Annotated in this window: 13 protein-coding genes; 6 read left to right on the forward strand and 7 right to left on the reverse strand. The window is 39.8% G+C overall.

Annotated elements, in window-relative coordinates; genetic code table 11:
- The first annotated feature begins 117 nt into the window (after window positions 1-117).
- Together FZF08_RS12890 and FZF08_RS12895 are read left to right on the forward strand one after the other, a co-directional pair.
- Window positions 118-372 carry a hypothetical protein gene (locus FZF08_RS12890; RefSeq protein WP_137342365.1) on the forward strand — a complete coding sequence of 85 codons (255 nt, stop codon included), beginning with the start codon at window positions 118-120 and terminating at the stop codon, window positions 370-372.
- Between the two features lie 70 nt (window positions 373-442).
- The gene (locus FZF08_RS12895) at window positions 443-1222 is read left to right on the forward strand and encodes a TIGR00266 family protein (RefSeq protein WP_159469362.1); all 780 of its coding nucleotides are present in this window, start codon (window positions 443-445) and stop codon (window positions 1220-1222) included.
- A gap of 52 nt (window positions 1223-1274) precedes the next feature.
- On the opposite strand, the gene FZF08_RS12900 is transcribed toward FZF08_RS12895, so the two are convergent.
- From FZF08_RS12900 to FZF08_RS12930, 7 genes are all read right to left on the reverse strand, one after another.
- Window positions 1275-2300, reverse strand: a complete 1026-nt coding sequence (locus FZF08_RS12900) for a two-component regulator propeller domain-containing protein (RefSeq protein WP_159469364.1) — start codon at window positions 2298-2300, stop codon at window positions 1275-1277.
- A gap of 90 nt (window positions 2301-2390) precedes the next feature.
- Window positions 2391-4418, reverse strand: coding sequence for a sialate O-acetylesterase (locus FZF08_RS12905; protein ID WP_159469366.1), 2028 nt, complete (start codon window positions 4416-4418; stop codon window positions 2391-2393).
- 135 nt (window positions 4419-4553) lie between these two features.
- Entirely contained in the window at window positions 4554-6125 is a 1572-nt protein-coding gene (locus FZF08_RS12910; protein ID WP_159469368.1) for a RagB/SusD family nutrient uptake outer membrane protein, read from the reverse strand.
- Window positions 6126-6159: 34 nt separating this feature from the next.
- The gene (locus FZF08_RS12915) at window positions 6160-9420 is read right to left on the reverse strand and encodes a TonB-dependent receptor (RefSeq protein WP_229216514.1); all 3261 of its coding nucleotides are present in this window, start codon (window positions 9418-9420) and stop codon (window positions 6160-6162) included.
- A 159-nt stretch (window positions 9421-9579) separates the two neighbouring features.
- Window positions 9580-9933: a hypothetical protein gene (locus FZF08_RS12920; protein WP_159469370.1), complete on the reverse strand. Its 354-nt coding sequence runs from the start codon at window positions 9931-9933 to the stop codon at window positions 9580-9582.
- 129 nt (window positions 9934-10062) lie between these two features.
- Window positions 10063-10677 (reverse strand): RNA polymerase sigma factor, encoded by a 615-nt coding sequence (locus tag FZF08_RS12925; protein WP_159469371.1) that lies wholly within the window; start codon window positions 10675-10677, stop codon window positions 10063-10065.
- 230 nt (window positions 10678-10907) lie between these two features.
- Entirely contained in the window at window positions 10908-12002 is a 1095-nt protein-coding gene (locus FZF08_RS12930) for a Gfo/Idh/MocA family protein (RefSeq protein WP_229216515.1), read from the reverse strand.
- A 214-nt stretch (window positions 12003-12216) separates the two neighbouring features.
- On the opposite strand from FZF08_RS12930, the gene FZF08_RS12935 reads away from it, so the two are divergent.
- The 4 genes from FZF08_RS12935 (at window position 12217) to FZF08_RS12950 (ending at window position 19006) form a co-directional block, all read left to right on the forward strand.
- Window positions 12217-14253 carry a DUF3857 domain-containing protein gene (locus FZF08_RS12935; RefSeq protein ID WP_159469373.1) on the forward strand — a complete coding sequence of 679 codons (2037 nt, stop codon included), beginning with the start codon at window positions 12217-12219 and terminating at the stop codon, window positions 14251-14253.
- 11 nt (window positions 14254-14264) lie between these two features.
- The gene (locus FZF08_RS12940) at window positions 14265-16208 is read left to right on the forward strand and encodes a DUF3857 domain-containing transglutaminase family protein (RefSeq protein ID WP_159469375.1); all 1944 of its coding nucleotides are present in this window, start codon (window positions 14265-14267) and stop codon (window positions 16206-16208) included.
- A gap of 192 nt (window positions 16209-16400) precedes the next feature.
- Window positions 16401-17339: a dihydrodipicolinate synthase family protein gene (locus tag FZF08_RS12945; RefSeq protein ID WP_159469377.1), complete on the forward strand. Its 939-nt coding sequence runs from the start codon at window positions 16401-16403 to the stop codon at window positions 17337-17339.
- A 188-nt stretch (window positions 17340-17527) separates the two neighbouring features.
- Window positions 17528-19006 carry an aldehyde dehydrogenase (NADP(+)) gene (locus tag FZF08_RS12950; RefSeq protein WP_229216516.1) on the forward strand — a complete coding sequence of 493 codons (1479 nt, stop codon included), beginning with the start codon at window positions 17528-17530 and terminating at the stop codon, window positions 19004-19006.
- Window positions 19007-19075 lie beyond the last annotated feature (69 nt).

The following is a 19075-nucleotide window of genomic DNA, read 5'->3' on the forward strand; positions in this document are numbered from 1 at the left end:
CGATCAATTTACATTGTCATTGAAAGTCTGGTAGTATATTTTCGTAACAGTAATTTATTTTACTGGCCTGAAAGCAAAAGCTTCACCGCAGCCTAAGGCCGTTAGCCGATTAAAACTATGGCCAAGAAGAAACAACCTGATGCCGCAAAGCCTGTTAACGAAAAGCCGCGTGTGCACAAAGATCTGGATGGATTTGATATTCAGATTAATTCCTTTGGTGAAATAACGACCAGTTTTGACATGGATCGTATCAATGCATTTTTGAATAAAAATGTGGATGATAAAAAACTTCGTGACCGGGAAGATATTCCGGGCAGGAAAACGAAGAAAGTGAAAGCCAAAAAAACAGAGGAAGAAGAGGAGGAAGAATAGTACTTGGTTGGTATAGTTACAGGTGAACTTGCGTGATTTTACTACAAACATATAAACTTCAAAAGCTAAAATGATCTCACACGAAATTGATTACAAGATTATCGGCGACGATATACAAATCGTGGAAATAGAACTGGATCCCAATGAAACGGTTATTGCCGAAGCCGGTGCTATGCTTTTTATGGAAGATGGTATTCAGTTTGAAACCAAAATGGGTGACGGATCTGAGGCCAATCAGAGTATCATGGGTAAGATCTTTCAGGCGGGAACACGTGTAATTACGGGTGAGTCGCTTTTTATGACACACTTTACAAACCGTGGTGTTGGAAAAAGAAAAGTCGCTTTTTCTGCTCCTTATCCGGGGACAATCATGCCGATCGATTTATCGAAAATTTACGGTAACGAATTGATTGTTCAGAAAGACGGGTTTCTTTGTGCTGCCTTGGGCACAAGTATGAAAATTCACTTCAACCAGCGTTTTGGTTCCGGCCTTTTTGGTGGTGAAGGATTTATTCTTCAAAAACTGAAAGGAGATGGAATGGCTTTTGTTCACGCTGGCGGCGTGGTGATAGAGCGACAGCTTAACAATGAATCGCTGAGAATTGATACCGGTTGCGTTGTTGCTTTTGAACAATCGCTTAGCTTTGATATCCAACGTTCAGGAGGATTAAAATCAATGGTTTTTGGTGGCGAAGGAATGTTCCTGGCAACACTTCGCGGAACTGGCCGTGTCTGGATCCAATCGATGCCAATATCTAAACTTATCCAGAGATTATCCATTGGCGGTGGAAATGCAAGAAAAGAAAGCGGTTCGGTAATTGGTGGTTTAGGGAGTTTATTTGAAGATTAATAAGGTTCAGTTCATATAGTAGAAGGTGAGTGTTTCGGCACTTACCTTTTTTTTATTTTAAAATATACACGCCTTTACCAGTTCCCAGCCAAATTTCACCTTCTGCATTTTGCCCGAAAGCGAAAATTCCTTCTGTACCTAAACGCTTGAAAACCCATTGATTGTCTATGAAAATTCCGCAATCATTTTCTCCTGAAAACGAAGCCCATAGCTGATCATTTTTATCTGTGAAAATCCTTTGTGTGTTATAAATAATAGCATTTTCATCAGGCAGGTTCAGGATTGTAGATTTGTTTCCATTGAATTTAAAAATTTGCGGACGTCCTGTTTTGATGGTACTTGAAAGTCCATAATTGAGGGATACAAACAGCTCATTTTGTTTGTTGGTAACGATATTCCCAAAATAATATGGTGTAAAGCCAATTTCGTTGGGGCCAAATACCGTCATTTGATCACCGGAAATCTGTGTGAGTGATAAGTTATTGATACCGTCATTAATTGCCAGCCAAATATTATCTTTCTGATCAATCGTCATGCTTTGAATTAGATTGCCAGGTAGTTTGGAGTTTTCCGGTGTAAAAGCAGTGAATTTCGTTCCGTCATATTTTACCAATCCGCCTGACTTAAAACTACTGCACGAAAACCAGATATTTTCAGCTTTGTCAATCAGAATAGAGCGGACATAATTTTTTTGTAAGCCGAAGGTTTTGGCATCATATCTCGTAAATTTTGAGCCATCATATTTGATCAGGTCATCGCTCCCAATCCAGATGTTGCCCGCTTTATCAATTTTAATGTCATTAATTGAAGCATTGGTAAGTAATGAATTAGAAGAATTAAATACCGTAGCAGTTTTTCTGTCATATTTTATCAAGCCTTGATTCAGCGTTCCCAGCCAGACTACACCGCTTTTGTCAAATGCAATGGAAATAATAAAATAATCTTTTAAAATAACATTAGAAAGTTCACCGGAATTGGGTTCTCCAGCTTCAAGTAATACAGGATTTGGACCGTCGCCTTTTTTACAGGAAACCAGTAATAAAAGAAGTACGAATAAAGTATAGTAATTTTTTTTCATTGTGTCAGAGGATATTAATGCATCATAGCATATTATTTACTGACAAATATAAATCACTAAAGGTTGTAATGTTATTGATAAATAGTTGGATTAAAGAAATATTACTAATTGTGTAGTAATTCCTGAATCTGTTACGATTTTTAAAATATAATTTCCGGTTGGCAGGTTATGTACAGGACGTATTGACAAAAGTCCGATGATCTCACTATCCGAAACAACAATCGGATGTTCACGGCCGCGAATATCAAAAATTGAACATTGAATGTCGGTTTCGATACGATCAGGTCTAATATAAAACTGTTGTTGGGTTACCGGATTTGGGAAAACCACAAAATTCGGCGGCGTTCCTTCTTTTAGAATTGCCAAAACCGTTGAATAAGATATCTCTCCATTTATATCTTCTCCTTTTATTCTGTAATAGAAACTTTCGTTGGCAACATTATCGTCAGAATAACTATAAACATGGGAGTTGATCTTATTATCCTGAGCGTCAAAACTGGCCAGATCGGAATATATTTCGCCATCAACGGTTTTTTGAAGAACCATCTTTTTAAGTAATGGATTAGCAGCAACGTGCCAGGATACTATGATGCTATTATCTGCTTTTCTGGCAGCAATGGTATTAATAAATTCAATTTTATTATAATTTTTGTTAACCAAAAATAATCCTGAAATACTTCCTGGAAGAATTGGGTTAATTGCTGACAATCTTATCCGGTAATGTCCATCGGGAATGTCAGTTGCAATTTGGATATTGGCCACATTTCCGCTGCCAGTACCAACCAACCGGACAAATTTCCCGGTTTCATCCAGTAATTCGGCTTGAACATTATTAGGGGCGAAGCCGGTACTATTGTAGGGTAAAGTAAAGGAAGCTCCAGGGAAAACTTTGGCAGGAACCAGACCGGTATGGATTGTAAATTTTGGTTGAAGTGGTATGACGGATTTAAATAATGAATCGGTAAGAATCCGGTTCCATGCCGTGGCTGCCAGTGTTAATCCTTGTTTCCCGCTAGTAATATTTTCAAAATGACCCTGTGATGGACGAGGAATTTGAACGGTGTCCAGATTGGGCCCTGCATAGGTATTAAAATTCGGCAAGGCAGATAATCTGATTTGCGCATTTTTAACCGCTGGTGGTGGATTTGGTAAAGTATAACTTACCGAGTTTCTGGCAATGATCCAGGAAGTGGGATAGCCCGAATCACGTCTGCTATTCTCAATCAGTGTTTTGATATTATTGAAATAATTTTCTTCTGTAAAATTAAGCTGAGCGTCATTTTCACCATGCGACCATAACACAGCTCTGAGTCCAAGTGACGAATTGAAATAACGAAGTGTGTTGACGACGTTACTATAAGGCTGCCGGTTAGGCCAGTATTTTCCTACATAAATATTAAAGGCATCTTTTCCAGAGGCAGCATCCCGGTAATTTTCAGAATTTGCGGCGGCCCAGGCTGCGTTGAAAAACAAAACAGGCGTATTCATTTTTTTTGAAATCATATCACCCAGTTCTCCCCAGTACCAGGAAGTTTCGCCGGAAGGGAAAATATTGCTTTTTGCAGTGATCGGAGCATATTCAGGCATTTGCATGGGTTCGTCCGCTGCAATGGTTATGTTTTCCGGGTTTAGGGTTTTATTAAGCGCATTGAAAGAAACCACCTGATCAGAGGCGTTTTTAGCGCCAAGATCTATTAAACCCATGGCGTTGGAATTTCCGGTAACCAGAAAAACTTCACCGATACCAACTCGGGCTATACTGGTAGAATCAACAATTCCTTTATCACCATACCCGATTATTTCCAGGCGATACCAGCCCGTTTCTGCCAGTAAAGTGGTATTTAAAAAACCTTGTTTTATTTGATCAGAAGTAAAAGAAAAATCTTGTCCGTTATGAGAATTAGTTTGATCGGGGATAAGCCGGGCTTCGATCCTGGAATATGAAAAGTGAGCGTAAGCAGTTATGGCAATGTTGGCGAAGCCGTTATTATCACGCTGAAATACCTGATTATTAACCGGATTTGAAATAATTAACTGGGCATATAAATTGGTAGTTACTGTTGTTAATAGTAATTCGATGATGATGAAAAATTGAATTTTGTAATTTTTTATTCTCATCCTGTTAGTTTTAGTCTCTGAACTTAAACGCAATTTGATATTAAATTTATATTTCAGACCATATTCTTAACGAAAAAAGCCAGCCCCGGCTTTTACGCTTGTGGGACTGGCTCAATTTAATCAGTACTATTTGAATTAATACCCAGGATTCTGAGGAGTCAGATTTGGGTTGTTTTTCATTTCCTGAATTCCCAATGGGAACAAAAGGTGTTTTGGTTGTAATGCAACACCCGCACCAACGTTCAGGTTAAGGTGACCAACAAACGGATCAAATCCTTTTGTTTTTTCATTGAATACTTTACGCAAACGAACCATATCAAACCAGGTAATTCCTTCGTAAGCGAATTCATACCAACGCTCTCTCAAAACGGCGTCGCGGAAAGAAGACTGGCTGAAAGTTCCGAAACCAGGTGTTGTCAGTTTAGAACGGTCATGCACTTTTTTGTAAGCATCATATGCTTCCTGTGTAGGTGCACCCAATTCGTTTTGTGCTTCTGCAAATATCAAAAGAACTTCTGCGTAACGAATCAACGGAACATTCAAATTGTTGTTACGTGTTCCCGGAACGCCTAGTGTACCATTTGCAGTCTGGTTGAAATGTTTGAAAACATAAGGAGCTCCCAAATCAAATTTCGCACCATTACCATTGGTATAGTAGGTCGTGTAAAACCATCCTTCCTGATCAACCGTACGAAGATCCCCTGTTTCATAAGAGCCGTAGAAAGAACGCGTTGGTACAGTACTTCCAGTTCCTCCCGGACCTGAATAGGTAACAGGCTTGAAGTTAGGATAATAATCTCCCAATGGATTACCTGCAACCGCAATGTTATACTGAATCATGAAGATGTGTTCAACGCGGTTTTTAAGATTTTCCTGATGAACTTCTTTATACGTACTGAACAGATTCAGTGTCGATGGGTTCGCTTTTGAATAATTGATTACTTCCAGTGCTTTATCTGCCGCAAGTTTGTAGTGCGTTGCGCCTTTACTTAGCGGGAAGCCAGCCATTGTCAAATAAACCTTTGCCAATAAAGACTTCACAGCCATTTGCGTAGCGCGACCGCTCGTTTCTGTAACTGGCAGACCAGCAGCTTCAGCAGCAAGCAAATCTTCAACGATAAGTTTGTAAACTTCTTCCTGAGGCGTACGTGACGGCAGGAAATCTGTGGAATTTGCTGTTTGCGGTGTAGTAATTAACGGAATGTCACCCCAAAGTCTTACTGCATAGAAATAAGCCCATGCACGAAGAAAGCGAGCTTCTCCCAGCAATTTTGTTTTCTGCGCATCAGTAGCCGGAGCAAGAAAAGGAATGGTAGGGATTTTGTCAAGTGCAAGATTGGCATTGGCAATAATTCTGTACAGACCATTATACCAGTTATTGACATGCGCCGTGTTTCCGTCATAAGTCAGCGAATAAAGGTTATTCAAATCTGAATTCTGACCTGTTTCTGTTGTAGCAGTTCCTGTCACTGCTTCCAGTAATTGCCAGTTTGCAGAGAAAATACCTGCTCCGTCACCATAAAAACGAAGTCCTGCATAAGTGGCAGCAACAGCCGCTTCTGCGTGATCCGGTATCGTGTAAAAGCTTTCCGGCGTCAGGTTGGATGGATCCTTTTCGTCAAGAAAGTCAGAACAACCTGTTGGGCCAAATAAAATGGATCCGCAGAGAAGTATCTTGGCTACATTTTTTAAATTATATAACTTCATAATCAATGTTTTTTAGGATAAATAAATTGGCCAATTAAAATGCGATCTGTAAACCTGCCATGTAAGTAGTTGGTTTTGGATAGCCGTGCCAGATCATACCTTGTGAGAATACATTGCTGTTTTGATCTCCGTTTGTTGGCGTAACTTCCGGATCACCATGTGGGTACTTGGTAAGCAAGAAGAAGTTCTGAGCAGAAAGATAAACTCTTAGTTTACTAAGTTTAAGTTTGCTGGTCACAGCCGATGGGAAGTTGTAACCTAACAAAAGGTTTCTTCCGCGAAGGAATGATCCGTCAAAAATCCAATGAGAATCCACGTTGGTAACATATCCTGCTCTTGTTTCCCGAATCTGAGCAACCGGTGTATTCTGGTTGGTTGGCGTCCATGCATTCAAAACAGTTGTGTAGCTGTTTGCAATAGAAACGCGGTCTTCACTTGGGTGAAGCGTCATGTCCATAACATCATTACCATAAGAATACTGAACATCAAACGTCAGATCAAAGCTTTTGAAACGAACTGTGTTTGAGAATGTACCCCATGCTTTCGGGCTACCATTACCAATGATCGAACGGTCAGCATCTGTAATGGCTCCATCACCATTAAGGTCTTTGTATTTAATGTCACCTGGCAACATCGTAAGGTTGTTACGGTAGCTGGTAAATTTGGCTGCTTCGTCTCTTTCAGCTTCGCTCCATGTTCCTAAACGAGTCAATCCCCAGAATGATCCTACTGGCTCGCCAATACGGATAATACCCGTTTGGTTTGTAAAGTTAGGACCACCTACTCCGAAGATATCCGAAGGTGTTGCCAATGAAAGTACTTTATTTCTGTTCAAGGAAATATTGAAACTTGTATTCCATGTGAAGTCACCTCTTTCGATATTAGTCGTGTTCAAAGTAAATTCAAATCCTTTGTTCTGCATAGAACCAATGTTCTTTCTGATTACAGCATAACCACTTGAACGTGGAACCGGTGCATCCAAAAGCATGTCGGTTGTTTTTCTGTAATAATAATCTGCCTCTACCGAAATTCTTCCTTTCAGGAAACTGATTTCAACACCTGCATCCGTTTGTGCCGTTTTTTCCCATTTCAAGTCGGGGTTAGCCAAACGGTTGATACCTGTACCGCTTACTTTCGTATCATTGTAAATTGTTGCATAAGTAGAGCTCAACAATGACAAAGATGAGTATGGAGGAATTTCAGAGTTACCAGTCAAACCGTAACTTGTACGAACTTTTAGGTTAGAGATCACTGAATTTCCTTTCAGGAATTCTTCGTCAGATACTTTCCATGCCAAAGCAGCAGATGGGAAAAATGCGAATTTGTGGTTTTCTCCAAATTTAGAAGATCCATCCGCACGTCCTGTAAAGGTAACCAGGTATTTGTCAAGCAAAGTATAGTTAACACGACCGAAGTACGAGTTAAACGCAAAGCTTTGTGCACCGGAAACATAAGGATTGCTGGAAGGAATATTAGCGCCAGCACCCAGGTTATCGAATCCAAAATAATCTGTTGCAAAGTTTTGAGCACCAATACCAGTTGTAGCTACATTGGTTTTTTGCCATGAAATCCCGGCAAGTGCATTAATTGCATGGATACCCCATGACTTGTTATAAGTCAAATAATTTTCCCATGACCAGAATGTTTCTTTCCTGTTCTCTTTCCTGGCAGTACCAAATTCAGAGATAGCCAATGTACGTGTCTGCGACTGATTTACTTCCTGGTTTATTACATTTATTCCCAATACAGAGCGCAATTCCAAACCTTTGGCAAGTGTAAGATTTCCATACAAGCTACCTAATGTGGTGGCTGTATTAACAATATACTTACGGCCAGACAATCTGTGGATCGAGCTGAAAGAGCCTTCAGCCTGTGGATAATCGCGGTTATTTGCAAAAGTTCCGTCTGGATATCTTACAGGAAGAAAAGGGAAATCCTCTACCATTTGACGAGGTACAGCATCGTTGATATCGACAAGGTTTTCACTTTGGTTGTTGTAGCTTAAAGTAGCTCCTATTTTCAACCATTTTTTTACCTGGTCATCAATGCTGAAACGAGTTGAATACCGTTTCAGATAAGATTCTTTCAACAAACCCTGATCGTTACGATAGCCAAGAGACAAAGCATATGTAGTTTTTTCATTTCCACCGCTAAAACCTAACTGATGGTTTTGAGAAATTTTATTCTGTGTTGCTTCTTTGAACCAGTCTGTATCGTAGTTTGGTTTGTAACTTCCATCAGCTGCCTGGGTGAAAACATCAGGATGCTGTAAACTGAAAGCAGCTCTACGTGTCTGAGGATTCAGGTTTGCATATTTTCCTGAAGACCAGCCAGCCGGGTCAAATTTTTCGATGTTTTTGTAGGCAAGATCTTCAACATCAAGATATTGCTGAGCATTCAAAACATGCGGTCTTTTTGGGCCTATTGTTGGAACGCTTACATCCACATTGTATGTTACAACGCCTTCACCTGATCTTCCTTTTTTAGTTTGAACAAGGATTACACCATTGGCACCTCTTGCTCCATAAATCGCCGTAGAAGATGCATCTTTCAATACTTCAACCGATACTATATCATTTGGGTTAATATAGTCAATGGCAGAGCTGTATTGATTTTGTGTTCCTTGCGGAAGCATTACTCCATCAACAACGTATAATGGGTTGTTTGATGAGTTGATGGAACTGAAACCACGGATACGGATATTACTTCTTCCACCCGGACGGCCTGAATTCACGTTCACCTGAACTCCGGAAACTTTACCCTGTAAAGCCTGATTTAAAGAAGGAGAAGGTCTTTCTTTCAATTGATCTTCTTTTACAGAACCAACAGAACCCGTTAAATCGGATTTTTTGGCAGTACCGTAACCGATAACAACAACCTCACTAAGCGCTTTTGTATCGGATTCGATAGCAACGTCAAGCGTAGAGCGGTTGCCCACCGCAACTTCCTGACTTACATAACCTACGAAACTGAATACCAAAACAGCACCGCTTTCAGGTACAGAAAGCGTGTAGCTACCCGTTCCGTCTGTTGTTGTACCAGTGCTTGTTCCTTTAATAACTACGTTAACACCTGGAAGGCCTTCGTTTTTATCTTTTTCAGTTACTCTTCCTTTAATTGTTCTGTCAGCCGTTTTTACTCCGGCCGAAGTAGAATTCGGTCCATTTGTTACTGTTTTCTCAATTCTGCCGTTGGCGTATGTTCCGAACGAACATACAAGCGCAAGCAGCATTAAAGTTGTTTTCTGTATGGCTCCTTTGAGAGGCATACTATTTCCGGTAATATTACTTTTCATACGATTGGTTGCTTAAATTATGAAAATGTTGTGGTATATTCTATTCACGCAGATGTTGTTAAAGTGAATGGCGTCATCTGCTGAATACAGCCTAAATTTTTGGTCAGGGGAGTTTTTTTCATAAGTGTTAATTGTGTTTAAGATTAAAATTGATTGGTACTAGGTAACTATCGCAATTTTCGATTGTTCAAATGCAGCGCCGTAAAGGCGAAATCTTTCATTCTTAATGATGTTACTGCTTGCCTGATTTAGCAAACTACTTATCATTGATAATTTCTGGATGGGGACTTTTCGAGTGTTTTTTTCTTTAATCTCTCTTAGTTTTATCTTAGAACGTATTTTTTCAAATACAGCATTGGAGTATTCACCATTTTGGGATTCGGGGAATACAGAATTAAGTTCTGGATTGTTCTCAAACGATTGATACCAGGCTTCCACTTCTTCACACTCTTGGGATGAGCAATTGCCGTTTAAATATTTATCCAAAAGTTCAGAAGGTACAGGTCTATTCATGAATTCATTCGTTTCGGATAAAAATTAATAGCTTTAATGCAAAAAAAAGAGCCTTTGTACAAGGACGTACAAGAGGCTCTGATACCTTAGTTGATTTATAAAAAAAAAGAAAATATTTTTATTTTAATGCTAAACTAGTTCAAGTGTCTGGTCTAATAAGTTGATTATGAGGGATAAGTAACAAGCTGCGGAGAATTCTCGAAGTTTAAAACGTATTGTATTTCTTGCTTTTAATAGGTGACTTTCAACCGTTTTTGGAGATACCTTAGAAAAGCTGGCTATTTCCTGAATCGTAAGTCCGCTCTCAAACATTTCGTAAGTGTTACGGCATTTATCTGGCAAAACAGAAATACTCTTGTCGTATGCAAATTTTAAATCATTATAAGCTATTTCTTCGTTTGTTGCTTGTTTATCTTCCTGTTCTGAGTAATTGTCGGGATAGGTAGCAATCTTGTTATTCTTACGGAAAAACGAAATGACAGCATTGCGTAAACAGGTGTGTACGTACGCATCAAACGTTTTAGCAACCATAATTTGATGTCTTTTAAGCCAGATTCCAACAAATAATTCTTGCACAAGTTCTTCAGACTGATCGCGATCGCGCAGCCTTTTATAAGCGTCGTTAAGCACCCGGTAAAAGTAGCGGCTATACAACTCTTCGAAAGCATCATGATTATCAAGCTTTATTTCAAGGAGTAGTTTTTCATCACTAAATTCCATAAACTGAATCCGCTTTGTTTTCATAAATTGATGTTTTTGTCGGGATGAGAGGAATACAATTTTAATATTGGAAATCTCTACTTTTTAATATTTCATGGCAATATTAGGATAAATAAGTAGAATATTTAAATACTATTTTAATATTAACATTAAAACCTCATTGCAAACGTTTGCAAAAAAAAACTCCTGCCAAAAAATAACCGTTTGTTAAAACAGCAATTTCCCGACAGGAGATAAATTTGAAACTTTATAACTTATACCAGATCAATTGTTTTTCCACCATTATGAACGGATTCGTCACAGGCAAATGCGATTTGTAAACTCGTTACGGCATCTTCCAAGTGATCTGTCAGATCAATATCTTCTTTTACGGCTTTCAGAAAATAAGCTTGTTCACGATTACACAATTCCTGATGATCCGGCTCGTCTTCCAGATTGATCCAGGTATCTTCGTGTACAAATTCATCTTTATCATTCAGCGCCGCATGGTGTACCCGGATAGATTCCGTTTTGGTATGCGCCTCTACCGATGAAGATTTTCCGGCTCCACCTGCATCTTTGGCAACGATGGAAACAGAACCTTTTGGTCCGATCACATCTTTTACAAAAAACGCCGTTTCACTGATCATCGGTCCCCAGCCTGCCTCGTACCAGCCAACCGAACCATCCTCAAACCAGATCTGAAGCTGGCCATAATTGTAATTTCCTTCCGGAATATCATCTGTCAAACGTGCTCCGATCGCATTGACGCGAATCGGTTTTGAGCGCGTCATCTGACACATGACATCAATATAATGCACACCGCAATCCACAATCGGGCTAAGGCTTTTCATTAAATTACGGTGAACCGTCCACATATACCCGTGGCTTTGCTGATTCAGGTTCATACGCATCACCAAAGGTTTTCCGATATTCTGTGCTTCTTTGACAAAACGTTCCCATGACGGATGATGGCGAAGAATATAACCAACTACTACTTTTTTGCCCGCTTCTTTTGCCGCTGCAACAACTCTTTTAGCGCCTTCAACAGAGGCAGCCAATGGTTTTTCTATAAATACATGCGCACCGGATTGTAAGGCCTGGATGGCAAAACTTTCATGGGTATCCGGATAAGTGGAAATACAAACCGCATCAGGTTTGGTTTCTTTTAAAGCCGTTTCATAATCACTGTACAAGGCATAACCGCCGCCAAGTTTTTCATTTAAAACTTCCTTGCTTTTTCCGGTTGAGACGATTCCGCAAATTTCGAAACCATCGGATAATTGATAGGCAATGGCGTGGGATGCGCCCATATTACCACAGCCGACCACCAGGACGCGCAACGGATTTTCTTTCATTGAAGCAGACATACGAAATGTTATTGTTTAATGATATTGGGTTGATAGGAATATTAACCCCAAAAATAAGGATTTAAATCCGTTTTAGGGAAAAATCCGCTGGAAGCAGTTCGGTTACAATTGACGGCGATATTGCTGCAAACTTCTCCTGAAATATAAATTGTAATATCTTTTTTTAAATGAACTAAAGGTTGCATACTGCACGAAATTTATCACCTCTTATAAGATGTTTTTCAATTATTCCGTTTCGGTTCCAGTTAACGGAGCCAAGTTTTTAACTTGCATTTGCATTCTTTTTGCCCTTACGATTTGTAACTGCGCATCCGCGCAGGAAGATTTTAAACCAACCCACGGACTTATTGACCGCGCATCTCTGGAAATGAATGCGTATCCGGAGGATAGCAGCGCGGAAGCTTTGGTACTTTATGATTTCGGAGAACTTAAATTCAGTTACCAAAATCATATCGGGCTTGTGCTTATTTTTGAATATCGAGCCAGAATCAAGATTTTGAAAGAATCCGGACTTGACCGTGCGTCGGTTTCCATTCGCTATGGTGAAGGAGGAAATCCCGAGAAGGATGAAAGTATCAGCGACATCTCCGGCTTTACTTACAACCTTGTTGGAAATAAAATTGAAACGGTTTCCATGCCGAATAAGGCTATTGTAAGAGAAAAACTTTCTGACAAATACTGGGTATGCAAATTCAACCTCCAAAATGTGAGAAAGGGATCTGTAATTGAATACACCTACACCAAAACTACGCCTTTTGCTTTCCGTTCGGAGCCGGATGACTGGACTTTTCAACAGGATATTCCCTGCAAATGGAGTGAGTACAAAATTACAATCCCAAATGTTTTTTATTATAAAATTATTTTTGGAGGTTATTTGCCGCTTCATATTGATAAGAAGGAAGATATTACAATCAATATCGGGCATCGGCAAATTGATGGCTCTGGGTTGGTGTATCGATTTGTTGTCAAAGATGCACCGGCGTTTGCAAACGAGTCTTACATTACAACATCGAAGGATTATGTTTCCAGGATCGCATTCGAACTTGCCAGTGTTCATATTTATGGAGAAGGAACGAAAAGTTACTCTCAAACCTGGCCTGATGTGGATAGAACTTTGCTTAACATCGGCAGTTTTGGGGGACAGTTGAAAAATTTTTCATTTATAAAGGAAATTACGGAAGATTTAGCAAAAAAGACATCAGATCCGGAAGGGAGAATGACGCTGGCGTATGACTACATTCGGCAAAATATTAAGTGGAATGGAGAGACCGGTCTTGTATCCGAAGGAGGCGTAAAAAAGGCCTTTGAAAATAAAAAAGGAAACGACAGTGATATTAATATGATGCTTACCAATTTGCTAAGACAATTGGGGCTTGAAAGTAATCCTGTCGTGCTGAGTACACGTTCACATGGAAGGATCAATGAAGAGATTCCTCTAATTGATGGTTTCAATTATGTGGTGAGTCATGTTAAAATTGGCGAAAAAGAATATCTGCTGGATGCAACGCAAAGAAATACAGCTTTGGGAATGTTACCTGAAAATGCACTTAATACAAAAGGAAGATTGGTTTTGGATGATGGGAAAGGACGTTTTGTTGATTTAAAATCAAAAGTTACTCTGGGGAAATTTCAAAGAATTGATGCTGACGTTTCACCCGAAAATGGGTTATTAAAAGGAAAGTATGTCATGGCCTTGAGTGGCTACGAAGCTTTGAGATGGAGAGATAAATATCTCTTGGAAGCGGAAGGAAACTTTTCTGAACAGGTGAAAAAGACGAATCCGGAGTGGGACATTGAAAATTTCAAAGTGTTAAACAGAAATGAAAAGTTAGGAGAACCCGTAGAAATTGCATACGATTTTGAAGTCGAAAATGATGGATCATCATCTGACATTTTTTATTTCAATCCAATGCTGGCCGGGAGGATTCATGAAAATCCATTTAAAGCTTTGAACAGGATATATCCGGTTGATCTGACGACGATGAGTTCAACTACATTTATTGGAAACTTTAAATTTCCCGAAGGTTATTATTTAGAACACATTCCCAAAACAGTCATTATTGCATTGCCGGAAAAAGGCGGGAGATTCACTTTTCAAGTAAAGCAAGAAGGAAATATGATTTCTGTAAACAGTATTCTCATGATTAACAAGTCCTATTTTTCTGCCTCGGAATACGAGGTTCTGCGGGAATTTTACGACCGGATCGTCGAAAAACATGCGCAGTCACTTGTTTTTAAGAAAAAGAAATAGACTTTATTGCGATGAAAAAGATAAATATTTCTTTTACGAAGACACTTCTTACTTTTTGTTTTTTTACAATAAACGGTTTATCCTATGCCCAGGATTTTAGCGTAAGTAAAATACCTTCAGAACTGCTTAAAGATGCAAATGCTGTCGTTCGGCTGGACGAAGAAACCTTTGAAATTTTATCCAAGGCAGAAGCTAAGCAACGCAACCGTTTAGTGGTGACAATCCTGAATGAAAAAGGAGAAGATACGTATAATGAGATGGTGGTCCGTCATGATAAATTTACGAAGATCACGGACCTTGCCGGAAACATTTATGATGCAGACGGGAAGCTGGTCAGAAAAATAAAAAACGCTGATATAAAAGAGTTTGGCTACGGCATAATTGGAAGTGATATAACGGATGCCAGGTTTAAGGTGATAGATTTTGGTCGAAAAAGTTACCCTTATCCTTATTCAATCGAACTTAGCTACGACACCAGAGATCGGAATATGATGTTTTATCCAAGTTGGGTTCCGACGAATAATGGCAAAGTTTCGATCGAATACTCTTCCTTCAAAATAAAAACACCTGTTGGTTTTACATTCAGATATAAAGAATACAATGGAGCTTCTCCGGTAAAAAAAACGATTGATACAGACGGTTTGCCACTGTACGAATGGACGATGAGAAACCACGCGGTTCTTGATAAAATGCCTTATCCTTTACCAGAAAATGAATTTTTGCCAAGAGTATTGACAGCACCGATTGCGTTTGAAATTCAGGAGTATTCGGGAATTTTTAATAACTGGGAAGATTTTAGCAAATTTTATTATACGCTGAATAAAAACCGTGATCAACTTCCAGCCGAGACGGTTGCAGAAATAAAATCGGTTGTGAAAGATGCCAAAACAGATCGCGAAAAAGTATTGCTCCTTTATAAATGGCTGCAGGCAAGGAGCCGGTATGTGAGCATTCAACTTGGTATTGGAGGTTGGCAAACAATTGACGCAACGACTGTTGCCGCGAAAGGTTATGGAGATTGTAAGGCACTTAGTAATTTTATGGCAGCGAGCTTAAAACAAGTTGGAATTACTTCGTACGTCGCTCTGATCAAAGCTGGCAATGAAGCTAAAAACAATCTGGACTTTCCAAGTAGCCAGTTTAACCATGTGATTACCTGCGCAATCTTACCAAAAGACACGATTTGGCTTGAATGTACGAGTCAGAATACGTCTGCTGGCTTTATGGGATCGTTCACGGGTAATCGAAAAGCTTTGCTGGTGATGCCTGAGGGAGGAAAACTTGTAATGACACATTTCTACGAACCTGGTGAAAATGCAGTGAGTCGCATCACAAATGCCAGGTTGGATGAAAATGGTAACGGAGAATTAAGTGTCAGGACTGACTTTAAAGGAATGCAACTGGAGGGCCGGGAAAGACTTTTGTATGGCTACACGAAGGAAGAACAAAAGAAATGGCTGCTAAGTAATTTGGAACTACCCAATATGGAGTTGGAAAACATTGAATATAGCAAGACTGATAACGGAATTCCAGTAGTGACAGAAAAGTTAAGAATTGTGGTTCGGAATTGCGCTACAAGGACAGGTGTCAGATTGTTTGTTAAACCTAATTTATTGACCAGACAGTTTGGCTTGCCAAATTCTTCAAAAGAACAAACGGCGGATTTTTATCTGCCTTTGTCTGATTATAATTTTACCGATTCGGATAGTGTGTTCTTTGAAATTCCGGCGGGGTTGAAGTTGGAAACTTCACTGCCGGTCTTAAAGATCGAATCCATTTTTGGCACGTATGATGCCAGTGCTACGTACGATAATTACAAACTTTCATATTCCAGAAAAGTTACCATGAAAGGAGGCCGTTTCGCCGCGGCGGATTATCCGAAGTGGATTGAATTTATCAAAAAAGTCAGAAAAGCGGACCGCGCCCAGGTTGTTTTTATTGAGACCAAAAGCTGAGCACCGGCGTTCATTTTTACCAATATTGATATTTTTCTCTTTTTGCAGTTGTTTCATGGCTTTTTAGGTATGAGGCAGCTGCATTTATGTTAAAATCTGTGTATTATTGATTAATACTAGAAATGTTTCCGCCAATTCAGCGAATTATCTTTGTTAAAAATCAGAATTCTTAATTTTATCAAAACATATATTATGAACAAGGCATCATGGCAGGGCGTATTTCCTGCACTCTTAACTCCGTTTAACGCTGACGATACAATTGATTTTGACATGTTTGAAAAAAATCTTTTGGCTCAGGTTGAAGCCGGAATTACCGGTGTTATTGTTGCAGGATCGTTAGGAGAAGCTAGCACTTTAACAACCGAAGAGAAATTCGAATTGGTAAAGTTTGCTAAAAAAGCACTTCCTGCCGACATGCCGGTTGTATTGTGTATCGCGGAACAATCCACTTTTGTAGCGGTAAATATCGCGAAACAAGCCGAAGCAATTGGTGCGGACGGACTGATGGTTTTACCTCCAATGCGTTACAAAGCGGATGATCATGAAACGGTTGTATATTTTTCAACGATCGCACAAAATACTGCGTTGCCTTTGATGATATATAACAATCCGGTGGATTATAAAATTGAAGTAACGCTGGATATGTTTGAGCAGTTATCTGCTTACCCAAATATTCAGGCGATTAAAGAATCAACGCGTGATGTAAGTAATGTAACACGTATTTTTAACCGTTTTGGAGATCGGTTCAAGGTTTTCTGTGGTGTGGATACGTTGATCATGGAAGAGGTTATGCTGGGCGCTGATGGTGTTGTTGGCGGACTTATTGATGCATTTCCAAAAGAAACGGTTGCGATTTTCAACCTTGTGAAAGCAGGTCAATACAAAGAAGCGCTTGCGGTTTACAGATGGTATCTTCCCCTTTTGGAACTTGATATTCATGCTAAACTTGTACAAAATATCAAGCTTGCTGCAACACTTGCCGGCATAGGTTCGGAGTTCGTAAGAGCGCCAAGATTAGTTTTGGATGGTGCGGAAAGGGAGAAAGTTTTGGCGATTATCAACAAAGCAATTGAAACACAGCCTGAGTTGCCGGAGTATCTTAATTTGGTAGTAGATTCTTCTCTGGTTTAGTATTTCATTGTTCCAGGATTTTCGGTAAGCTTTCGTTTTATGTTTTTGATTTGATAAAATCGGGAGCATAAAACGTAGCCAGATTTAATGATATCCAGTACTAAGCTATAAGAAGAGCTTCAAACGAAGCTTGCAAAAAGGAATAAAATTCTAAATGCGGATAGCAGGCAGTCAAAAGTTACAAAACAATGGATATCTCAAAAGAAGAATTAGACAAAATAGTTCAGAAAGCGCAGGACGCTTTTTTGATAAGCAAGAAATTTTCAATCCAAAAACGCGTCTCTTTTATGCGCGCCGTGGCGGATGAAATTGAAGCATTGGGTCCTGAATTAATCCAGACGGCTCAACAGGAATCCAATTTGCCTGAGGCTCGTTTGACAGGAGAAAAAGGCAGAACAATATTCCAGTGGCGTAGTTACGCAGATGCTGTTGAACGCGGCGATTCTCTTGACGCCAGCATTGATACTGCCAACGCAGAACGTACACCTCCAAAACCTGATTTGAGAAAAACATCTGTTCCTTTGGGGCCTGTTGTGGTTTTCGGAGCAAGTAATTTTCCGTTTGCCTTTTCAACGGCTGGTGGTGATACGGCAAGTGCTATTGGTGCAGGTTGTCCGGTTATAGTGAAAGCGCATGAAGGTCATCCGGTAACATCGGGAATTATGGCAGATGCTATTTCGCGTGCGGCGGAAAAAAGCGGAATGCCGGAAGGTACTTTTGCTCATGTTTACAGTTCCACCTACGAAACTGGTCAGCAATTGGTAAGTCATCCGTTGGTTAAAGCGGTTGGTTTCACAGGTTCTTACCTTGGAGGAAAGGCGTTGGTGGATCTGGCAAATCAACGCGAAGAACCAATACCAGTTTACGCTGAAATGGGTAGTGTAAATCCATTGTTTTTATTACCGGGGAAATTAAGCTCAGTTCCTCAGGAATTGGCAAAACAATATGCAGGTTCGCTGACTTTGGGTGTTGGTCAATTTTGTACTAATCCGGGATTGGTGGTCGGCATCGCCGGTGAAGAACTGAATCAGTTTATTGAAGCACTCAAAGAAGAAATTGTAAAAATTGCGCCGGGCGTAATGCTCAATAAAAAAATTGCAACCGGATATGCTGAAAGCCGTGAAAAAGTAATCGGTCAATCGGGTGTTGAAGTGCTTGCGGTTTCAGAAACGGAGGCAAAAGAAGGACAAGGAGTGCCAACCGTAGCAACCGTTGCAGGTGTTGAACTACTTGCGAACCCAGCCTTGCTTCATGAAGTTTTCGGGCCGTTTGCATTGATCGTTCAATGTAAAGATGCGTCTGAAATGTTAGCTGTAACAGAAAAACTGGAAGGACAACTTACCGTTTCTCTTTTTGCAACAAACGAAGATGTGGCTTCTCAGGAAGAAATTGTATCGCTTTTACAAACCAAATGCGGAAGGATTTTATTCAACAACTATCCAACCGGCGTTGAAGTTTCCAAATCAATGCATCACGGCGGACCGTTCCCATCAGCGAGTAACAGCGCGTTTACTTCGGTTGGTGCTGATTCGATCAAACGTTTTGTAAGACCATTGAGCTTTCAGAACTGGCCGGATGAATTTTTACCGGAAGAATTGCAAAACGCCAATCCGTTGAATATCTGGCGGACGGTTAATAATGAAAAGACAAAAGAGGCAATAAGCTGATTACAAAACGTATCAGTTAAGAACAACAAAGTAATTAAGATTAACCGCCAAGCTAAAAGCCAATTGCTA

Origin of the sequence: Dyadobacter sp. 3J3 (assembly GCF_009801115.1) — a bacterium.
In the GTDB taxonomy this organism is placed as follows: domain Bacteria; phylum Bacteroidota; class Bacteroidia; order Cytophagales; family Spirosomataceae; genus Dyadobacter.

Bases quoted from the DNA above. Each gene is read 5' to 3' on its own strand.
- FZF08_RS12910 (WP_159469368.1), bottom strand. From the start codon at position 6,125: ATGAAGTTATATAATTTAAAAAATGTAGCCAAGATACTTCTCTGCGGA.
- FZF08_RS12895 (WP_159469362.1), top strand. From the start codon at position 443: ATGATCTCACACGAAATTGATTACAAGATTATCGGCGACGATATACAA.
- FZF08_RS12935 (WP_159469373.1), top strand. From the start codon at position 12,217: ATGTTTTTCAATTATTCCGTTTCGGTTCCAGTTAACGGAGCCAAGTTT.
- FZF08_RS12945 (WP_159469377.1), top strand. From the start codon at position 16,401: ATGAACAAGGCATCATGGCAGGGCGTATTTCCTGCACTCTTAACTCCG.
- FZF08_RS12950 (WP_229216516.1), top strand. From the start codon at position 17,528: ATGGATATCTCAAAAGAAGAATTAGACAAAATAGTTCAGAAAGCGCAG.
- FZF08_RS12905 (WP_159469366.1), bottom strand. From the start codon at position 4,418: ATGAGAATAAAAAATTACAAAATTCAATTTTTCATCATCATCGAATTA.
- FZF08_RS12915 (WP_229216514.1), bottom strand. From the start codon at position 9,420: ATGAAAAGTAATATTACCGGAAATAGTATGCCTCTCAAAGGAGCCATA.
- FZF08_RS12940 (WP_159469375.1), top strand. From the start codon at position 14,265: ATGAAAAAGATAAATATTTCTTTTACGAAGACACTTCTTACTTTTTGT.
- FZF08_RS12900 (WP_159469364.1), bottom strand. From the start codon at position 2,300: ATGAAAAAAAATTACTATACTTTATTCGTACTTCTTTTATTACTGGTT.
- FZF08_RS12920 (WP_159469370.1), bottom strand. From the start codon at position 9,933: ATGAATAGACCTGTACCTTCTGAACTTTTGGATAAATATTTAAACGGC.
- FZF08_RS12890 (WP_137342365.1), top strand. From the start codon at position 118: ATGGCCAAGAAGAAACAACCTGATGCCGCAAAGCCTGTTAACGAAAAG.
- FZF08_RS12925 (WP_159469371.1), bottom strand. From the start codon at position 10,677: ATGAAAACAAAGCGGATTCAGTTTATGGAATTTAGTGATGAAAAACTA.
- FZF08_RS12930 (WP_229216515.1), bottom strand. From the start codon at position 12,002: ATGTCTGCTTCAATGAAAGAAAATCCGTTGCGCGTCCTGGTGGTCGGC.